The sequence below is a fragment of the Halonotius sp. F2-221B genome (assembly GCF_046719765.1).
Lineage (GTDB): Archaea > Halobacteriota > Halobacteria > Halobacteriales > Haloferacaceae > Halonotius.
In genome coordinates, this window is record NZ_JABEBY010000014.1 from 33,652 (window position 1) to 51,492 (window position 17,841).

The window sequence follows — 17,841 nt, forward strand, 5'->3', positions numbered from 1 at the left end:
GGCCCTAAGGATAGTAAGCAACGGCGTCAGCAGCAGCCGTCAATCTGCGCACGATGGTACCGAGAGGGACACTCGCTGGTGTAGGGCAGACTGCGGTCGTTGTTGGAACTATCTGTAACAAGGAGAGAATCCCGGCGTTTACGCCGTCACCAGAACTGCGTTCTGGTTGCCCGCCAGACGCAGTCTGGCGACCGGGCGTGAATCCGACATGAGCGTTTCCTAAACCACGAACGACTGCTTACTGGATATTCCACCGATAGAGATAAGTAGAATAATCAATATAGTCTATGTATGGCGATTCAGGTCACCCGCACCTATGTTGGTCATATCACAAACCAGCAACGGGTACGAGATGATCTGGATGCGCTTGGGGACGCTGCCTCAAAACTCTGGAATGTCGCACGATGGACAGCTGACCGCGTGTGGGACGCCATTGGTGAGATACCCGATGTTGGCCCACTCAAAGCCTATATGAAAACCAAGGATTGCTGGAAGAATCTCAACTCACAATCAAGCCAGAAAGTCATCGAAGAACTTTCAGACGCCTTCCAGTCGTGGTTTGACGTGCGACACAAGGATGAGACAGCGAACCCACCCGGCTACCGTAAGGAGTACGACGCCCGACCACGTTCGACAGTCACGTTCAAAGAAGACGGCTTCAAAGTCGACACCAAGCACCATCAGATTCGCCTCTCGAAAGGCGAGAACCTGAAAGACGGATGGGGAGACTTCGTGTTGTGCGAATATGAGACTCGCAATGACATCGATCTCAGTGAGGTTGATACCGTCCAGAACGTCCGAGCAGTCTGGAATGGTGACGAGTGGACAGTGCATTTCGTCTGTAAAGAGACGGTAGAGACGCCTGATTCACCCGGTGACGGTGTTGCCGGTGTCGATCTCGGTGTGTCGAATATCGCTACTGTTGCGTTTCCCGAGGAGTATGTGCTGTATCCCGGCAACACGATCAAACAGGACAATCACTACTTTCAGCAGCAAGAATACGACACCAAAGGTGAGAACGGCCCATCACAAGAAGCCCAACGTTTGCGTCAGAAACGAAAACGGCGTGAGACGCACTTCTACCATACCCTGACAAAAACGATCATTGAGGAGTGCGTGGATCGTGGTGTTGGGACACTCGTCGTTGGGTGGCCCGAAGATATCCGGTCGGACGACCTTGGGAAAACGGCGAATAAGTGGTTGCATACATGGGCGTTCGACCGGCTGTATCAGTATCTCAACTACAAGGGCGAAGAACACGGTATTGAGGTGCTGAAAGAAAACGAGTGGAACACCTCAAAGACCTGCTGTGAGTGTGGTGATACAGCCGATAGCAACCGTGTTGAACGTGGACTGTACGTGTGCGATTCCTGCGGACTGGTAGCTAACGCCGACTGCAATGGCGCAGAGAACATCCGTCAAAAGATAACTCCGAATCCTGCTGTGGATAGGAGTAACGGCTGCCTGACACAGCCTTCGGTCTACTTGTTCGATACATCAACGGGTGAGATAGCCCCACAAGAGCAAGTAGTACCGTAGACCAGTAAATATCCCAACGCTGCGGTACGGGAAGCCGCGTCGTTCACGACGCGGAGGATGTCACGACCGCGGTTGCCGGTGTCGTCTCCGATGTGTTGTGGCGGCGTAGTGTCATCCTTACTGACTGATCGCCACACGAACGCCGCCCGTTTGGGTTCCCACTGACACAATAACACAGGGGTCGATCAGCGGCAGCACAGCGAAGACGAGTAGTCGATAAGCGAGGGGTGCGACCGGAACCGCGTTGTCGATGTGGAAAAACGAGTGCAGTGTGAGCCCAGGCGTACTGCTGTCATTGTGGGTGGCTGACCGGCGGACTGATGAACTTCTCGGCTGGGCGCGCTTCGTGGGTTTCCGTGGCGGCGACAGTGATGAGTTCGTTGTTCCGCCAATCGTAGGCCGTCAACTGATTGCCGTACACACAGCCGGTATCGAGACCGACCGCGTGCTCGCGGACGATCGGCTCCGAAAGCACCGTATGGCCGAAAAAGACGCGTTCAGGGCCGTCGTATCGATCGAACCAAAACGGCGGTTGGTAGCTGGCATCGGGCACCATCGAGCGAACGTTCTGGAGATCGTCGATCGTGTGATCGGCCCGTGGCTTGCGCGGGTCGATGCCGGCGTGGGTGATCAGTGTCTCCGGCAGCGAGATAACGGCCGGCCGATCCGCGATCCAGTCGAGATCAGCCTCGGTGAGCGCATCGACGCTTTTCTCGCCGCGGAGGAGTTTTTCCTCGTTGTTGCCGCGTACTGTGAGCATGTTCGGGGCCGACCGAACCAGCTCAACGACACCCTTTGTGTCGGGGCCTTTGCGAACCAGATCGCCGACAAAGATGAGGAGATCCGCGTCGGTGAGCGACAGCCGATCACAGAGCCGGTCGACAGCCCCGCGACAGCCATGTGGATCACCGACGATGTAGATTTCATCCCACGCGGCCGGGTCGACGTGGCGGTGTTGGACATCGAACGCGACGGAACGAGCCATATAGCTAGTCTGATCACACTTGCATGTAAACACTGGTAAGAGTCCTCTACAGTACTATATAGCGCGCTGCAACCCACGTCGCGCCCCAGATAGCGGGCCACCAGCGTCGTGAGCCGGATTACCAGGGGGGATCCCCCTGTCTGCGACCGGCTGAGCACCCCTCGATCAACAGTCAAACCATCCCGGCTGGCGTGTATATAGGGCTATTGAAACCATGTAGTCTATATATTGAAACCCCAGAATTTGGCCGTTCCAAAGGGTTAAAACGCCAAAATTCGAAATTGGAGCGTGCCAGAGACACGACGAGAATCGCAGCAGCGCGGCGCGGTGAGGACATTGTGGGGGTCACACCTTGCGACAGGATGCCGCGAACAGCGGCCAAGCGGTGGTCGATCAGCGCTGGACAGGAGCCCACAATGACCGACGAGTCAGCACCACCGGACGACGACCCGACTGCCAACGCGGCCGACAGGGCGGCAACCGCGGCAGCGGCGACAACCGGCGAGCCAACGGAGACAGCAGACGCCGTCGAGGCAGATCTATCGGCGGACGACTACTATCTGAACCGGGAGCTCTCGGAGCTTGCGTTCCAAGAGCGGGTGCTACATGAGGCCGAAGACGACCGCAACCCGCCGCTGGAGCGACTCCGGTTTCTCGCCTACGTCACCAAAAACATCGACGAATTCTTTATGAAACGCGTCGGCGGGCTGAAACAGCAGATCGAGGCCGGCGTCACCGAACCGACAGTCGACGGGCGAACACCGGCCGAGCAGTGGAGCGAGGTGCTTGAGACGGTTCGGCCGCTGTTCGATCGCCAAACGCGGGCGTGGGAAACCGAGATTGAGCCGGCACTCGCCGAGGCTGGCGTGCGGGTTCGTGCGTACGAAAACCTGCCAGCGGAGACACAAGCCTCGCTCCGTGAGGATTTCCGCGAGACGGTGTTGCCGACGCTGACGCCGCTCACGTTCGATCCCGCCCACCCGTTTCCGTTTATCTCAAATCTCTCGCTGTCGCTTGCGGTGTTGACCCGGCGCAACGACGAGGCCGAACCGCAGTTCACCCGGATCAAGGTGCCCGAAAACCACTCGCGGTTGATCGAACTCGACAGCCCGGAGGACACCCACGAGTATGTGCTGTTGGAGGACGTGATGGAGGCTAACCTTGACCTCCTGTTGCCGAACGTTGAGATCATTGACGTGTCGACGTTCCGGCTGACACGCAACGCCGAGGTCGGCCGCAACGAGGAGGTCGCCGAGGATCTGATCGAGGTGATCGAGGATGTCGTCGAGAAGCGTCGGTTTGCAAACGTCGTCCGGCTTGAGGTGACCGATGACATCCCGGCGCGAAGCCTCGAACTCCTGACCGAACAGCTGGATATCGACCCCGAGGAGATCTACTACCGGAGCGGGCCGATCGATTACGAGGATTTCTTCGCCCTCGTCGACATCGACCGCCCGGATCTCAAGCTTCCGGAGTGGTCGCCACAGCCACACCCTCGGCTCGGTACCGACGAACCGCGGAACACGGCCGGCAGCGCGACGTCGATCTTTGCGGCGATCAAAGACGACGATATCCTCGTCCACCACCCCTATCATTCCTTTGAGGACACCGTGCAGCGGTTCCTTGAGACAGCCGCCAGCGACCCCGACGTGCTGGCGATCAAAGTCGCCATCTACCGCACCGCCAGTGACTCAAAGGTGATCCAAAGCCTGATCGAAGCCGCCGAAAACGGCAAGGAGGTCGCGGTGATGGTGGAGTTGAAAGCCCGGTTCGACGAACAGAACAATCTGGAGTGGGTGCGCCGCCTCGAAGAAGAGGGGATCCACGTCGCCTACGGCAGCCTCGGGCTCAAAACACACACCAAAACCGCCCTCGTCGTCCGCGAGGAAGCCGACGGCGTCCATACCTACTCGCATATCGGCACCGGCAACTACAACTCTGAGACCGCCAAGGGGTATGTCGATCTCGGAATGATGACCGCCGACCCGGAGATCGGCCACGACCTAGTAAAGCTGTTTAATTTCTTTACCGGGCCGACACTCGATGAGGAGTTCAAAAAGCTCCTGGTCGCGCCGGTGACGATGCGCAGCCAGTTTACCGAGCTGATTCGCCGAGAGCGAGCGTTGGCCGAAGCCGGCGAGGGCGGTCGGATCGTCGCCAAGGTCAACGGGCTGGAGGATCCGGATATCGTCGCCGAACTGTATCGGGCGGGGATGGCCGGCGTCGACATCGACCTGATCGTCCGAGATATCTGTCGGCTGCGGCCGGGGATCGAGGGGATCAGCGAAACGATCACCGTCCACTCGGTTGTGGGGCGATTTCTCGAACACTCCCGGATCTTCTATTTCGAACACGGTGGCGACCCCGAGTGGTATCTCGGCAGTGCCGACTGGATGACGCGCAACCTTGACAACCGGGTTGAGGCGGTCACACCGGTGACAGACGACCGGCTTCGCGGACAACTCCAGTACATTCTCGAAACGATGTTGTCGGATAATCGGCGGCGATGGCTGCTGCAGGCCGACGGCAGCTACGAGCAGGTCTCGCCGGCCGACGACGAACCGGTGCGGGATACCCAGTCGCTGCTGATGGAGCAGGCCTACCGAACAGCGACCCAAGACGGTGACTCCGAGGCCGACACCGAGCGGTTCATGATCGAACGCGGCCCCGGGCGTGTCGGCCACATCATCGATATGCGGCCGGCAACCGACACCGCCGGCACACGCTGGTCGGTGCGGCCCGGACGCCCCGGCACAAAGCTGTGTTCGCGCGGGGATCGACAGAAACACGACACCCGAGTCCCGTTTTCGGAGTTCGCTGCGGCACACGATATCGAGCGGCCGCTGTTTGAGGGCGCGGCCCCGGATGCGGTCTGTGCGTACTGTTGGGCGGCCGCGGCCGATCGCACAGCGCGGCCAGCCGGCAGCGACGACACGACCGATCCGGATCAATAGTTCAGCGAGGCCTATAGAGCCCTCATAGTCGATTTTACACGGGTGTCGGCCCCAGATAGCTGTATGAGCGCACAGACCGCCGAACGACACGAACAGTGCACTGTGATCGCCGAATACAACGCCTACGGGGCGATGACGGTGCAGTCCTCCCGCGGAAAGACCTATCAGATCGTCGGTGCCGCAAGCCAGCGGGTTGCCAGACAGTTGGCCGCGCTGACCAACAACGACGAAACAACCGTCTCGCTTCGGCAGGCTCCCGGCCGCGGCAACACGTGGCGGGCGGTCGCTGTCGGCACAGCACCACCGGCTGAACCGCCTCGGTAATCCAATGACAGGACTTGAAACACCCACCTCAAAGCTGTGTCGCTGTCAGGCCTGTGGGCGACTGTACGATAGCTCGGTCAACGGCAGCTGTCCGGCCTGTGGCGAGAAATAACGTTGCGCGCCAAGCCCACCTTCCACCACAATCGCCCGCTGACGACGACGCGATCGCAGCTACCGATCGCCGACAAATTCGTCGAAGAGGTCGCTAACGCGCGCTTCGATCTCATCGCGGATCGCCCGCACGGCGTCGAGATCCTGCCCGTCTGGATCGTCAAGCGCCCAGTCGCGCACCTCAACGCTGTCGGCATCGAGTTCGAGCGTCGAACAGCCCATCGTGGCGACGACATCACAGGCGTTCAGTGTCTCGGTCGAAACCTCCCGGGGCGTCCGATCGGAGAGGTCGATCCCGATCTCGTCCATCACGGTGACGACCTCCTCGTGGACGTGATCGGCCGGGTGTGTGCCGCCGGTGACGATCTCGACGCGGTCATCGAGGTCGCGGCGTTCGACCTCGCGCTCGGCGAAGGCGGTTGACATCTGGCTGCGACCGGCGTTTTGGACACAGACGAATCCGAACTGGAACAGTTCAGCCGTGGTTTCGGACATACCGGCCTGTCGATGGCGGTCGGTATGAAGATTGGTATGAGAACTATATATCTATCAGTAGTTACGGCGACGGCGCGGCTTTCTGGAGGGCGGTTTCGGCGATATTGCCGCCGTAGTCGGCGGTTCGGGACACCGAGTCGACGATCAGGCCGACCAGTTGGGCGTGGGCCGGATCGAGGTCGCGCAGCAGTTCATCGATCCCGCGGGCGGTTTGGTCGATCTCTCTAACCTGTTCGCGCACGTCGTTGGCCAGCCGGGTCGCCTCCTCGCTGTCGTCGGTAAACAGCGCGTCCATCCCGCCGTCGATGACCGACACCACCTCCTCGTGGAGTTCCTCGATGGCAACGACGACATCCTCGGGTACCTCCTGGTCGATCTCCAAGGTGAGGTGGGCGATCTTCGTCGCGTGGTCGCCGATGCGTTCCAGTTGGCGGGCACTCGAATGGTAGTCAAAACAGACCTCCCGCGGCAGGCCGAGTTCTTCGCTGGCTTTCGGGGTTCGGAGCGTCGCCCGGAAGATGCGGGAGACGACCATCCAGAGGCGATCAACGTCGTCGTCGCGTTGGATCACATCATGAGCGAGATCACGGTCGAGATCGCGGAGCGCGAGCAGCGCGTCTTCCAGCATCGACGCGGCGATCAGTCGCATCCGGGTGACGGCGTTATGGATCGACAGCTCCGAGGAGTCAAGCAGATCGCGGATAACGATCTCGTCTTTGGTCTCCTCTAAGACTTCGAGGCCGACGAGACTCTGGGTCGCCTCCCGGATCGCCCCGCGTTGGTCGTTGGTGATCCGCCCGCTTTCAAGCACGATCACGTCGAACCCGCTGACGTACATCGTCATCACCGCCCGGATCAGCTGGGTGTCTTCGAGGTTGGTGATATCCAACGTGCCCTCGGTTTGTTCGTCGCCGCCCACCGGCGTCATGAACAGCGAGTCACCCTCGGGGTAGAACTCGACGGTGCTGCCCGCGCTCACGTCGTTGTCGTTGGCCCACGATTTGGGGATCGAAACGGTGTACGTCGAGCCGCCGGTCACCTGGACTTTCCGCGTCTCCATAGTCGTCCGTGTGTTTGACAAGAGCTCGGATAAATCTACGGGTCTATTTAGATTCTCTTCGATCCCAGTTTCCCGAAAATACTTGCGTTCCAGCCCTGAGATATGCGATATAGATTCTGTATTTAACATACAAAACCCCTGATAACAATACTCATATATAGTCAACACACGTTGTTCCCACTCCTATGCCGGTGCGATTATGGTGGGGTCTACAGCCGAACACACAGCCACAGTCGATCGGCTATTGACCTACGGGTGCTGCAACGAGCGAGTGGCTAACAACACAACCGCCGTTGCTGCCGGATAGCGGCCGAAAACGGCGCGTCGAACGGATCGTTTGAGCACTGAACGTGTGAAATAGCGAACAGTCGCTCAATCTATATAGTTTATAGAGTAGTAGGTAGTATTGTATAGCTCTATTAGCACTCTTTTTATTTCCACCTCGATCACAGAATGGTGATGGCAGCCAATCAGGCGGGAGATGAACGGCGTATCACACGGCGAACCGCGCTGGCAAGTGTTGCAGGCATGGGGGCCGTTGGCCTCGCTGGCTGTACCCAGAGCGGTGAGGAGAGCAGCGAGGGGCTCTCCGGCGAGATCAGCATCGCCGGGTCGAGCACCGTTTTCCCGCTGATGTCCGCGATCGGCGAGGAGTTCGAGGCCGAAAACCCCGGTGTCAGCATCGACATCAGTTCGACCGGCTCCGGCGGCGGGTTCTCCAACTTCTTCTGTGAGGGTCGAACCGACTTTAACAACGCGAGCCGGGAGATCAAGCCCGCAGAAGAGGAGCTGTGTGAGGAAGGCGGCGTCGAGTACATCGAGCTGATCGCCGCCACCGACGCCCTCACCGTCGTCGTCAACAACGACAACGATTGGGCAACCGAGATGACCATCGAGGAGGTCGCCCAGATCTGGGAGTCCGACGCCGCCGAGACCTGGAGCGATGTCAACAGCGACTGGCCCGACGAGGAGATCAACCGCTTCGGTGCGGCCGACACCTCCGGCACCTACGACTACTTCATCGAGAACGTCATGGGCGAGCGCGGCCACACCGACGACTACTCGGCGACCGAACAGGACAACAGCATCGCCTCCGGCGTCCAAGGCGATCAGTACGCGATCGGCTACTTCGGCTTCGCCTACTACTTCCAGAACCCCGATCAGCTCCAGGCGGTCGCCATCGCCGACGGCGACGAGGACTACGTCACCCCGAGCCTGGAGACGGCTTCCTCCGGCGAGTACACCCCGCTGTCGCGGAACCTCTACACCTACCCGTCGATGAGTTCGCTGGCCGAGGAACACATCGCCGAGTTCGCCCGCTACTTCGTCGAGCAGACCACCAACGAGGAGCTTGTCGCCGAAGACGTGGGCTACGTGCCGGCGACCGAGGAGACCCAGGACGCACAGCTCTCGAAGCTCGAAGACGCGATCGCCGAGGCCCAAGAGTAATCGTGTTCCGATTGGCGACACGCCACACACGGCGGGCACACACCGCGTTGAGCCAATCAGGCACATTCATAATGCCGCGACCGATTGCTATCGGCATGGGAGGCGTATCGGGGCCACAGCCGCCGTTCGGGCCGAAACCAACATGCAGTCGCCGGGAGACGACGGGCGAATCACGCACGCCCGGCCGGCCACCACACCGGGTGGTATGCGATGAGTAACGAGGAGGTTTCACCGGAGCTCCAGCGGGCAAGCGGGTTCAAACGCCTCAAGGAATCCGGCTACGGCGGGCTCTTTTTGTTGTGTGCGGCCGTGACACTGTTGACGACGGTGGCGATCTTCGCAACGTTGCTCTCGGACTCGGTTGCGTTTTTTGCACAGGTTCCGCTGACCGAGTTCCTGCTCGGCACCGAGTGGAGTCCGAACCCACGCGGCGGCGGCCAGCTCTTCGGGATCGTCCCGCTCGTGATCGGGACAGTTACCGTGACCATCACCGCCGCAGTGATCGCCCTCCCCATCGGAACGCTGACGGCGATCTACCTCAGCGAGTACGCGACGAACCGAGCGCGCTCGATCCTCAAACCGCTGCTCGAAATTCTCGCCGGGATTCCGACAGTCGTCTACGGCTACTTCGCGTTGGTGTATGTGACGCCCGCGCTGAAGGCAACGATATTCCCGCAGTTGGGGACGTTCAACGCGCTGTCGGCGTCGCTGATGATCGGCATCATGACGATCCCGATGGTCTCCTCGATCAGCGAGGACGCCATGAGCGCGGTGCCGGACTCCCTCCGGCAAGCCGGCTACGGGCTTGGCGCGACGAAGTTCGAGGTCTCGACAGGGGTTGTCGTGCCCGCCGCGCTGTCGGGGATCGTCTCCTCATACATTCTGGCGGTCTCCCGTGCCATCGGTGAAACGATGATCGTCGTCGTCGCCATGGGCTCGCAGGCAAACATGCCGCCGATCAAGGAGACCCTGCTCGGGATTCCCTACATCTCCCCCGGCGACGTACTGTTCGAGTCGGGGATGACGATCACCGTCTCGATGGTGCAGATCGCCGGCGGTGACCTCACCGGCGGCACGATCCCGTACGATGCGATGTTCGCGCTCGGACTCACGCTGTTTGTGATCACGCTCGTTATGAACGTACTCAGCGACATCATCGCCGAACGCTACCGGGAGGCCTACTGATGGCTGTCGAAACCACAACCCCCGAGGAGTTCGGCGAGGTCAGCCGGCTCAAAGGGATCGTCTTCGAATATCTCTCGCTGGGGGCCTCCGTCGTCGGCCTGCTCGCGTTGGGGGCGTTGCTCGTCTACGTCTTTGTCGACGCCTTCGGCCTTGCGACGGCCAGCCCCGAATGGCTGTTAACGTATTTCCTGACGCTCGTCGTGCCGTTTATCGGCTTCTGTCTGTACAGCATCAATGATCGCGCGCTGATCCGACAGACACTCCTCGCCCTTGGCGGCGGGCTTGTCGCTGTCGCCGTCGGCTTCGCCGCCATCGAGACGTTTATCGCGCCGATCCCGCGGCTGAGTTGGCCCGTCGGCTACCTCTTTCTCGTCGTTGCCCCTGTGACCGCCCGGCTCAGTGTCGCCGCGACCAGTCGGCCGGTCGGCGCGGCCGGCTTCGGCGTTATCGGGCGACTTCTCGGCGGTGCGGGCCTCGGGATTGCGGTGGCGATCATCTTCATTGTCAGCGATCTTGAGCTGTGGTTCCTCGCCTACACGCTGGGTGTGCTGCCGGCAACCGCGAGCTATGCCTACGGCCGCTACACTGACAGCGACCGCCTGCGGACAGCGGCGATCCCGATCGGCGTCCTCGGCGTCATCGCCGCGGTGCTGTTGCGACCGGTGCTCGGGATCTACCCGGCCGCCGGCCTCGAATTCCTCTGGACGCTCGCCATCCCGCTGGCGGTCGGCAGCGCGGCCCTCGTCGACAGCCGCGGCCACGGCCGTCGGGCGGCCGCTGCGGTCGGCGGTGTCACGCTGCTGGCCGGCGGGGTCGGGATCGCGCTCGGCTCCTCCGCGCTCCCGGACGGCTCCGGCGTCGCCGTGCTGGCGATGACCGCCGCGCCGACGGCGGTGTTCGTCGCCGACAGCTACGACGAACCGGGGCGGATCGGGCTGACGCTCCCGGTCATCCTCGGTGGTGGCGCGCTGGCCGGCGCGGCGGTCGTCGCCACGGTCGGGATTCCGACACCGGAGATGTGGCTCACCCCGGAGTATCTCACGAGCGCGCCCTCCTCAACGGCGGCCGACGCCGGGCTGTATCCGGCGATCGTCGGCTCGATCATCATCATCGCCATGGTCGCCGTCATCTCCTTTGTGCTTGGCGTCGGCGCGGCCGTCTTCCTCGAAGAGTACACCGCTGGCAGCGGCTGGCTCGGATCGGTCACGCGCCTGTTCCAGATCAATATCGCCAACCTCGCGGCCGTTCCCTCGGTCGTCTACGGCCTGCTCGGGTTGGGGCTGTTTGCGAACCTGCTTGGCTTCGGGTTCGGGACGGCGGTGACGGCCGCGCTGACGCTGTCGCTGCTCATCCTCCCGATCACGGTGATCTCCGCCCAGGAGGCCGTCCGGTCGGTGCCCGACGAGCTCAGACAGGGGTCGTACGCCATGGGCGCGACCCGCTGGCAGACGATCAAAAACGTCGTCCTCCCGGAGGCGATGCCGGGGATCCTGACCGGCACGATCCTCGCCCTCGGCCGGGCGATCGGCGAGACCGCGCCGCTCATCATGATCGGGGCGGCAACGACGGTCTTCAGCGCGCCCTCGGGCATCTGGAGCCGGTTCAGCGCGATGCCGATGCAGATCTATGCGTGGGCGAACTACCCACAGGCGGAGTTCCGGTACGGCGTCGTCGCCGCCGGCGTGGTGACGCTGCTGATCGTCCTGTTGGCGCTCAACGGGACGGCGATCATCATCCGCAACCGGCTGGAGCGTGAACACTAATGTCACAGAACGAATCCACCATCGACTCCGAGTCCGAATCGTTGATCACAACCGACGTACAGCCCGACACGAGCGCCGAGTCAGCCAGTTCGGCGACAACGATCGTCGAGACCGAACAGCTTGATGTCTACTACGGCGACGATCAGGCGCTCGATGACGTATCGATTGCGATCCCCGAAAACCAGGTCACCGCGCTGATCGGCCCCTCCGGCTGTGGGAAATCCACGTTCCTCCGGTGTCTCAACCGGATGAACGACCTGATCGACATCGCCCGCATCGACGGGACGGTCACCCTGCGTGGCACCGACATCTACGCCGACGCCGTCGACCCCGTCGCGTTGCGCCGGAAGATCGGGATGGTCTTCCAGAAACCCAACCCGTTCCCGAAGAGCATCTACGACAACGTCGCCTACGGGCTGAAAGTCCAGGGCAAGGAGGTCACCGACGAGCGGGTCGAAAAGGCCCTCCGTGGGGCGGCCCTCTGGGACGAGGTGAAAGATCAACTCGATCAGTCGGGACTCGAACTCTCCGGCGGCCAACAGCAGCGGCTCTGTATCGCCCGCGCGATCGCTCCCGATCCGGAGATCCTCCTGATGGACGAGCCGACCTCCGCGCTCGACCCCGTCGCCGCCTCGAAGATCGAGGATCTCATCGACGAGCTGGTCGAGGATTACACCGTCATTATCGTCACCCACAACATGCAGCAGGCCGCCCGGATCTCCGATCAGACCGCCGTCTTCCTCACCGGCGGCGAGCTCGTGGAGTTCGACGATACGACGACCATCTTCGAAAACCCCGCCGACGACCGCGTTGAGGACTACATCACCGGCAAGTTCGGGTAATGACCCGCGACCGGTACCACGACCGACTGGCGACCCTCCGCACCGATGTTGTCCTCTTTGGCGAGCTCATTGTTGAACGCTACGAGAGCGCCGTTGCTGCCGCCGAGGCCGGCGACCTCCGGGCCGCCGACCGGATCGTCAGCGGCGACGACGAAATCAACCGCCGGTATCTCGAACTCGAAGGCGACTGTATCGACCTCATCGCGCGCAACCAGCCCGTCGCGGGCGACCTTCGATTGATCACAGCCTCCTTTAAGATCCTCACCGATCTCGAACGGATCGCCGATCTCGCCACCAACCTCGCCGAGCGAACCGAGTACGGGGCGGGGGTTCATCCCGCGGTCGATCTCGGATCGCTCGGGCTGGCGGCCGGTGAGATGGTCGCCGCCGCGGTGGAGGCCTACGAGAACGACGACCCCACAGCCTGTCGCGGGGTCGCTGCCGACGACGATACCCTCGACAGCGACTGTGCGGCGACAACCCAGCGGATCATCCGCGAGTTGCTGGGAACCGACGGCGACGACGACGAACGCGCCCGCACCGCCGAGACAACGACCCGCGGGCTGCTCACGGTGCGGGATATCGAGCGGGTCGGCGACCACGCGGTCAACATCGCCGCCCGGACGCTGTACATGTTGGATAGCGACGACGAACTGCTGTACTGATGGTCGGAATCCGGTACTGAACGGTCGAAAACCCTTTTTATCGGCTGGTCGGATAGCCGATATGCCACGCAACGAGTATCAGGCCGAACTCGCCGCGCTCCGCGAGGATGTGGTCGCTATGAGCGAGACCGTCGCCGAGCGACTGGAGATGGGGCTGACCGCCCTCGAAACCGGCGACGAGGAGCTTGCCGAGGAGGTCATCAACGGCGACGATGAGATCAACCAGCTCTACTTGGATCTCGAAAAACAGTGTACCGATCTGATCGCCCTCCAACAGCCCGTCGCTGGCGACCTCCGGTTTATCGCCGCCTCGTTTAAGATCATCACCGACCTCGAACGGATCGCCGACCTTGCCACCAACCTCGGCGAGTACGCCCAGGTCGCCGACAACGACATCTTTCCCAGCGTCGACATCCAAGCGATCGGCGAGACGACGCTGGCGATGTTGGACAGCGCGATGGAGGCCTACGCCGCGGAGGATCGGGAGCTGTGTTATACGGTCAACGACCGCGACGACGACCTCGACACGGAATGTGAGATCGCCAGCGGCACCGTCGTCCGCGAGCTGATCGAGGGCGAGCAGCTAGATGACAACGAGATCGAACCGTTCATGGAAGATGTCTCCCGGCTCCTGTTGACGATCCGCGATCTCGAACGCGTCGGCGACCACGCGGTCAACATCGCCGCCCGCGCGCTGTATATGATCGACAACAACGACGAACTGATCTACTGAGTCGCTCACTATCGGCCGCCAGTAATCCTGCGATCCCGAGATTCCACGCCACCCCGCGATCCGGTGGCTGGGGTCGGTCAGTCGGTCTCAGGTGTCGACTCGGACGGTTGGTCGACCCCATCGACCGGCCCCGGTGTCGATTTCCCAGCATCGTCGTCGACGACCCGGCCCGTCCACGTTCCACGCAGGAAGTAGGCACCGACCGCGGCGGCCATCAGCACGTTCGAGGCCGCCTCGCCGTACCAGATTCCGGTCGCGCCGAGAGCCAGCGGCACCGCAAACAGGTAGGCCAGCAGCGATCGCAGGACGATGTAGCCAACGAAGGCAAACAGCAGCGCAAGCCGGGTGCGGCCGCTGCCGCGGAAGCCACCCTGAATCACGTAAAACACGCCGAGGAAGACGTAGGTGACGCCAACGATCTCAAGATACTCGGTGCCGACGGCGATGACCGCCGCCGAGCCCGTGCCGGTGACAAAGATATCCATGATTGGGCCGGCGAACACGTAAACAATCACGCTGAAGACCGCAAAGGCGGCGACGATGAGCCCGATGGCGGCGCGAACACCGGCGACAGCACGATCGCGCTGGTTCGCCCCGAGGTTCTGGCCGACGACCGTTTCGACGCCGCGAGCCAGTCCGAGTGCTGGGAGGACGACCATCGAGGTGACACGGGTGCCGATCCCGTAGGCGGCGACGGCCTCGACGCTCGTGATCGCCACCAAGGCGGTGAGAATCGTCACGCTGAGGGCTTTGGTGCTGACCTCAAGACTGGCTGGCGCGCCGATCCGGAATATCTTCGTGATCGTCTCTCGTTCCGGCAGGAAGTCGGCGCGAGCGAGTGTGATACCGACACGCCCGGAGAGCAGCAGCCAGATCCCGATGGCCGCGCCGATCCCCCGGGTGAGGATCGTGGCGATCGCCGCACCCTGCACGCCGAACCCGGTGAACCCGGTGAGATCGAACAAGGCAGCCTCCAGCGGTTCGAGGCCGACCCACGCAAACAGGACGTTATCCTGAAAGCCGAGGATGAAAAACGGATCGGCGATCACGTTGAGCCCGACGCCCAGCCCCATCAGATACAGCGGGGTTCGGGTGTCACCCCACCCCTGTAGCAACGACTGGAAGACAAAGAAGCTGAAAACGAAGGGGATGCCAAGAAACATCGTCTGTGTGTAGTCGAGGGCCATCCCGTACTCGGTCGTCTCCGGAACGGCCCCGACCAGCTGGAGCAGTGTGGGAGCCAGCAGGTAGCCAACGATCGAAAACAGGATCGAGACGGCAACGACGAGCGTGATCGTCTGGCCGGCAACGTGGCCGACACGGTCGGTGTTGCCCGCGCCCTTGTTTTGGGCGACAAGCACGGTGCCGGCGATCGAAAACCCAAGCGAGAGGCTGATGACGAGGAAGACGATCGCCCACGAAAACGACAGTGCCGAAACCGCCGGCTGGCCGATCCGGCCGACCCAGAACGTATCCGCGAGGTTGTAGCCAACCTGGAGGAGATTGGTGAGGACGATCGGCAACGAAAGGACGATCAGCGGTTTGAGGAGCGCGCCGTCGGTGACGTTGACAGATCGATCGCGTCCCGGCTGACTCATCGATCACCCGACTGTGTCAGTTCAGCGGCGACGCTATCCGGAAGCGGCGACAGAAGTGCTGCTCTCGCGGGTGAGACGGATCGCCACACCTGGCTGTCGGTGGGGGCGTCTCGCGGCGAACGCACCATACTCACACGTAGAGCGGTAGACGGTTACCGGTTGCGCTCGGTCGGGGGTCGGCTGCCGCGGCAACGAGGGGCTCAGTTGTAGTGTTCCTTGAGATACGCGGAGATCTCGCCGCTGTCAGCGATGTAGCCGTCGGGCAGTTCGTCGTCGACAAGGGCGGGGATGCCGCGCTGACCGGTAACCGCTTCCAACTCCTCGCGTTCGGCTTTCGCATCCGGGACGACGATCTCCTCGTAGTCGACGGCCAACACATCCAGGACACGGCGGACACGTTTCGAGTACGGGCAGTCGGGCCGATCGTACAGGGTGAACTCTGTCATCACCGACTGTTCGGCCGATCGAGTATTATACGTAACTCGGCTGTGTGCGACGATCACACCATCGACACCGGAATCCAGGTGTGTGCTCCCATCACACAAAACAGTCGCTACAAGGGTTGCAAACCATGATACTGGCTAAACGATCATCGCAAACAGGGTTATAGCCGTTGGACACCTACACGCCAATATGAATCAAACACCCTCCACGAAGCAAGCGACGGTCGAACGGAAGACCGTCCTGTTCTGTCAGGGCTGTGAGTATCACGCCCCGCCGACCGGCCGCTGGATCGTCCACGAAAAAACCGACTGCGAGGTCTATGCGTGTCCGCGCTGCGGCGAGACGCTCACGATCCGCGATCGGCTGCACTAGTTCGCGTTTGCCCACTCACGGGCGTCCTGCTGTAACTCCGTGTCGCGGTCGGATTCGATCTGTAATGCCGGTACCTCGGTCGGCGAGCCGTCCTCGCCGATAGCGACGAAAATAAACACGCTCTCGGTTGTGAGCTCACGCTCTCCACTGCAGGGATCCTCGCGGAACGCGCGGAGTCGAACCTTGATGCTCGTTCGGCCGTGATCGAAGACGTACGCCTGAATCACAGCGGTCTCACCCTGCGGGATCGGGCGCTCGAAGTTCATCTGGTTGATGCTGGCGGTGACACAGGTCTCGCCGGCAAACCGCATCGCCGACAGCGCGCCGGTCTGATCCATCCACTTCATGACGTTGCCACCGTGGGCCGTCTCGTAGTTGTTGGTGTGGTTCGGCTGGATGCGGTGTCGGTTCTCGATGTAGGTATCCTCTGGTGTCGGCATATCAACGCCGAGGACGGCGGGACGGAAAACGGTGGCTCACGGCGGGGGAACGGCAGCAGTGAACGAGGAAGAGTAGATACCAAGAAGCCAAAACCCCCCTAACGACTGAGTGCAGAGAAAATCAACTGTATTATATTGCCACAAGTTAGCATACAAGCGGAGTATATGTATTGCAAAAGAATCTATCCAGATAGCTCTGAGCTTCTCCAAGTTTGAATGACCGATTTTCCTGCCGCGATCCATGTTAAACTAAGGAGGAAATAAAAAATCAAAATGATATTCTGTCCAATACCGAAGCCCAAGATTGGATTCAGTTCGGCTTGTTCAATAGCTGCAACTCCAATCAAGCACGAGATTAAATATATTAATATCACAAAGGCTACGTCGTATATACTAATAATAGAATGAATACTATCTCCGGAACCGTATCCTTCAGTCTGTTCCCAGTCAAACGTTTCAATAGATAACTGATTTTGAATTCTCGTTATATGACTATTTATATTAATCAACCATCTCGCTGCTTGAGCATGTCTTATATATATATACGTAATCAGCACGGGTATTACAGCGAGTAGAGCGACTGCTGATTGGCTGACAAAGATTGAGCCCAATATCACACCTATGGCAATTATGACACGCATATTTCTTCGGTGACTTTCATTTGCAAATTGTCGATTCTCTGTTCTCATCTGCTCATAGTGAGAAATAAGCACATCAACTTTCTTTTCATCAGATATATCTAGATTTTCTCTGTTTATTGTCTTAGACATTATTAATGTGTGCTCATATTCGTTTAAATTTAATTTATCTGATATACTTTCATCCATGCTATACTGAATATGGATAGGTAACGTTACCCACCGTTTATACAATCTTAACTAG

17 protein-coding genes are annotated in these 17,841 nt (G+C 60.6%); 10 read left to right on the forward strand and 7 right to left on the reverse strand.

The features are described 5' to 3' along the window. The first annotated feature begins 291 nt into the window (after positions 1-291). On the forward strand, positions 292-1,539 hold the full coding sequence (locus tag HKK80_RS11100) for an RNA-guided endonuclease InsQ/TnpB family protein (protein WP_411799667.1): 1,248 nt from the start codon (positions 292-294) through the stop codon (positions 1,537-1,539). Between the two features lie 292 nt (positions 1,540-1,831). Here the strand turns inward: HKK80_RS11100 and HKK80_RS11105 are convergent, their stop codons facing one another. Further along, the gene (locus HKK80_RS11105; protein ID WP_411799668.1) at positions 1,832-2,524 is read right to left on the reverse strand and encodes a metallophosphoesterase family protein; all 693 of its coding nucleotides are present in this window, start codon (positions 2,522-2,524) and stop codon (positions 1,832-1,834) included. Between the two features lie 416 nt (positions 2,525-2,940). Here HKK80_RS11105 and ppk1 point away from each other — a divergent pair, with 416 nt between their 5' ends. Beyond that, a complete protein-coding gene (gene ppk1 / locus HKK80_RS11110) occupies positions 2,941-5,478 on the forward strand; it encodes a polyphosphate kinase 1 (RefSeq protein WP_411799669.1) in 2,538 nt (845 codons plus the stop codon). A 63-nt stretch (positions 5,479-5,541) separates the two neighbouring features. Further along, on the forward strand, positions 5,542-5,802 hold the full coding sequence (locus HKK80_RS11115; protein WP_411799670.1) for a hypothetical protein: 261 nt from the start codon (positions 5,542-5,544) through the stop codon (positions 5,800-5,802). A 171-nt stretch (positions 5,803-5,973) separates the two neighbouring features. Here the strand turns inward: HKK80_RS11115 and HKK80_RS11120 are convergent, their stop codons facing one another. Continuing rightward, entirely contained in the window at positions 5,974-6,408 is a 435-nt protein-coding gene (locus HKK80_RS11120; protein WP_411799671.1) for a low molecular weight phosphatase family protein, read from the reverse strand. A gap of 61 nt (positions 6,409-6,469) precedes the next feature. Then, complete coding sequence (locus HKK80_RS11125; protein ID WP_411799672.1) at positions 6,470-7,468, reverse strand: PhoU domain-containing protein; 999 nt, start codon at positions 7,466-7,468, stop codon at positions 6,470-6,472. Positions 7,469-7,927: 459 nt separating this feature from the next. Between HKK80_RS11125 and HKK80_RS11130 the strand changes: the two genes are divergently transcribed. From HKK80_RS11130 to phoU (HKK80_RS11155), 6 genes are all read left to right on the forward strand, one after another. Further along, complete coding sequence (locus HKK80_RS11130; RefSeq protein WP_411799673.1) at positions 7,928-8,917, forward strand: PstS family phosphate ABC transporter substrate-binding protein; 990 nt, start codon at positions 7,928-7,930, stop codon at positions 8,915-8,917. 210 nt (positions 8,918-9,127) lie between these two features. Next, positions 9,128-10,102, forward strand: a complete 975-nt coding sequence (gene pstC, locus HKK80_RS11135) for a phosphate ABC transporter permease subunit PstC (protein ID WP_411799674.1) — start codon at positions 9,128-9,130, stop codon at positions 10,100-10,102. Then, positions 10,102-11,865, forward strand: a complete 1,764-nt coding sequence (gene pstA / locus HKK80_RS11140; RefSeq protein ID WP_411799675.1) for a phosphate ABC transporter permease PstA — start codon at positions 10,102-10,104, stop codon at positions 11,863-11,865. Before pstC ends, pstA begins: the two co-directional genes overlap by 1 nt. Continuing rightward, positions 11,865-12,707, forward strand: coding sequence for a phosphate ABC transporter ATP-binding protein PstB (gene pstB, locus HKK80_RS11145; RefSeq protein ID WP_411799676.1), 843 nt, complete (start codon positions 11,865-11,867; stop codon positions 12,705-12,707). The genes pstA and pstB overlap by 1 nt, the downstream gene beginning before the upstream one ends. Next, positions 12,707-13,372 carry a phosphate signaling complex protein PhoU gene (gene phoU, locus HKK80_RS11150; protein WP_411799677.1) on the forward strand — a complete coding sequence of 222 codons (666 nt, stop codon included), beginning with the start codon at positions 12,707-12,709 and terminating at the stop codon, positions 13,370-13,372. Before pstB ends, phoU (HKK80_RS11150) begins: the two co-directional genes overlap by 1 nt. A 61-nt stretch (positions 13,373-13,433) precedes the next feature. Then, a complete protein-coding gene (phoU, locus tag HKK80_RS11155; RefSeq protein WP_411799678.1) occupies positions 13,434-14,105 on the forward strand; it encodes a phosphate signaling complex protein PhoU in 672 nt (223 codons plus the stop codon). A 77-nt stretch (positions 14,106-14,182) separates the two neighbouring features. Here phoU (HKK80_RS11155) and HKK80_RS11160 read toward each other — a convergent pair whose 3' ends face one another. Further along, a complete protein-coding gene (locus HKK80_RS11160; RefSeq protein WP_411799679.1) occupies positions 14,183-15,703 on the reverse strand; it encodes an MATE family efflux transporter in 1,521 nt (506 codons plus the stop codon). Between the two features lie 200 nt (positions 15,704-15,903). Further along, positions 15,904-16,149 carry a glutaredoxin family protein gene (locus HKK80_RS11165; protein WP_411799680.1) on the reverse strand — a complete coding sequence of 82 codons (246 nt, stop codon included), beginning with the start codon at positions 16,147-16,149 and terminating at the stop codon, positions 15,904-15,906. Between the two features lie 187 nt (positions 16,150-16,336). On the opposite strand from HKK80_RS11165, the gene HKK80_RS11170 reads away from it, so the two are divergent. Next, on the forward strand, positions 16,337-16,519 hold the full coding sequence (locus HKK80_RS11170; RefSeq protein WP_411799681.1) for a hypothetical protein: 183 nt from the start codon (positions 16,337-16,339) through the stop codon (positions 16,517-16,519). Here HKK80_RS11170 and HKK80_RS11175 read toward each other — a convergent pair. Together HKK80_RS11175 and HKK80_RS11180 are read right to left on the reverse strand one after the other, a co-directional pair. After that, on the reverse strand, positions 16,516-16,959 hold the full coding sequence (locus HKK80_RS11175) for an acyl-CoA thioesterase (RefSeq protein WP_411799682.1): 444 nt from the start codon (positions 16,957-16,959) through the stop codon (positions 16,516-16,518). The genes HKK80_RS11170 and HKK80_RS11175 overlap by 4 nt on opposite strands. A gap of 182 nt (positions 16,960-17,141) precedes the next feature. After that, positions 17,142-17,786 carry a hypothetical protein gene (locus tag HKK80_RS11180; protein WP_411799683.1) on the reverse strand — a complete coding sequence of 215 codons (645 nt, stop codon included), beginning with the start codon at positions 17,784-17,786 and terminating at the stop codon, positions 17,142-17,144. Positions 17,787-17,841: the final 55 nt, after the last annotated feature.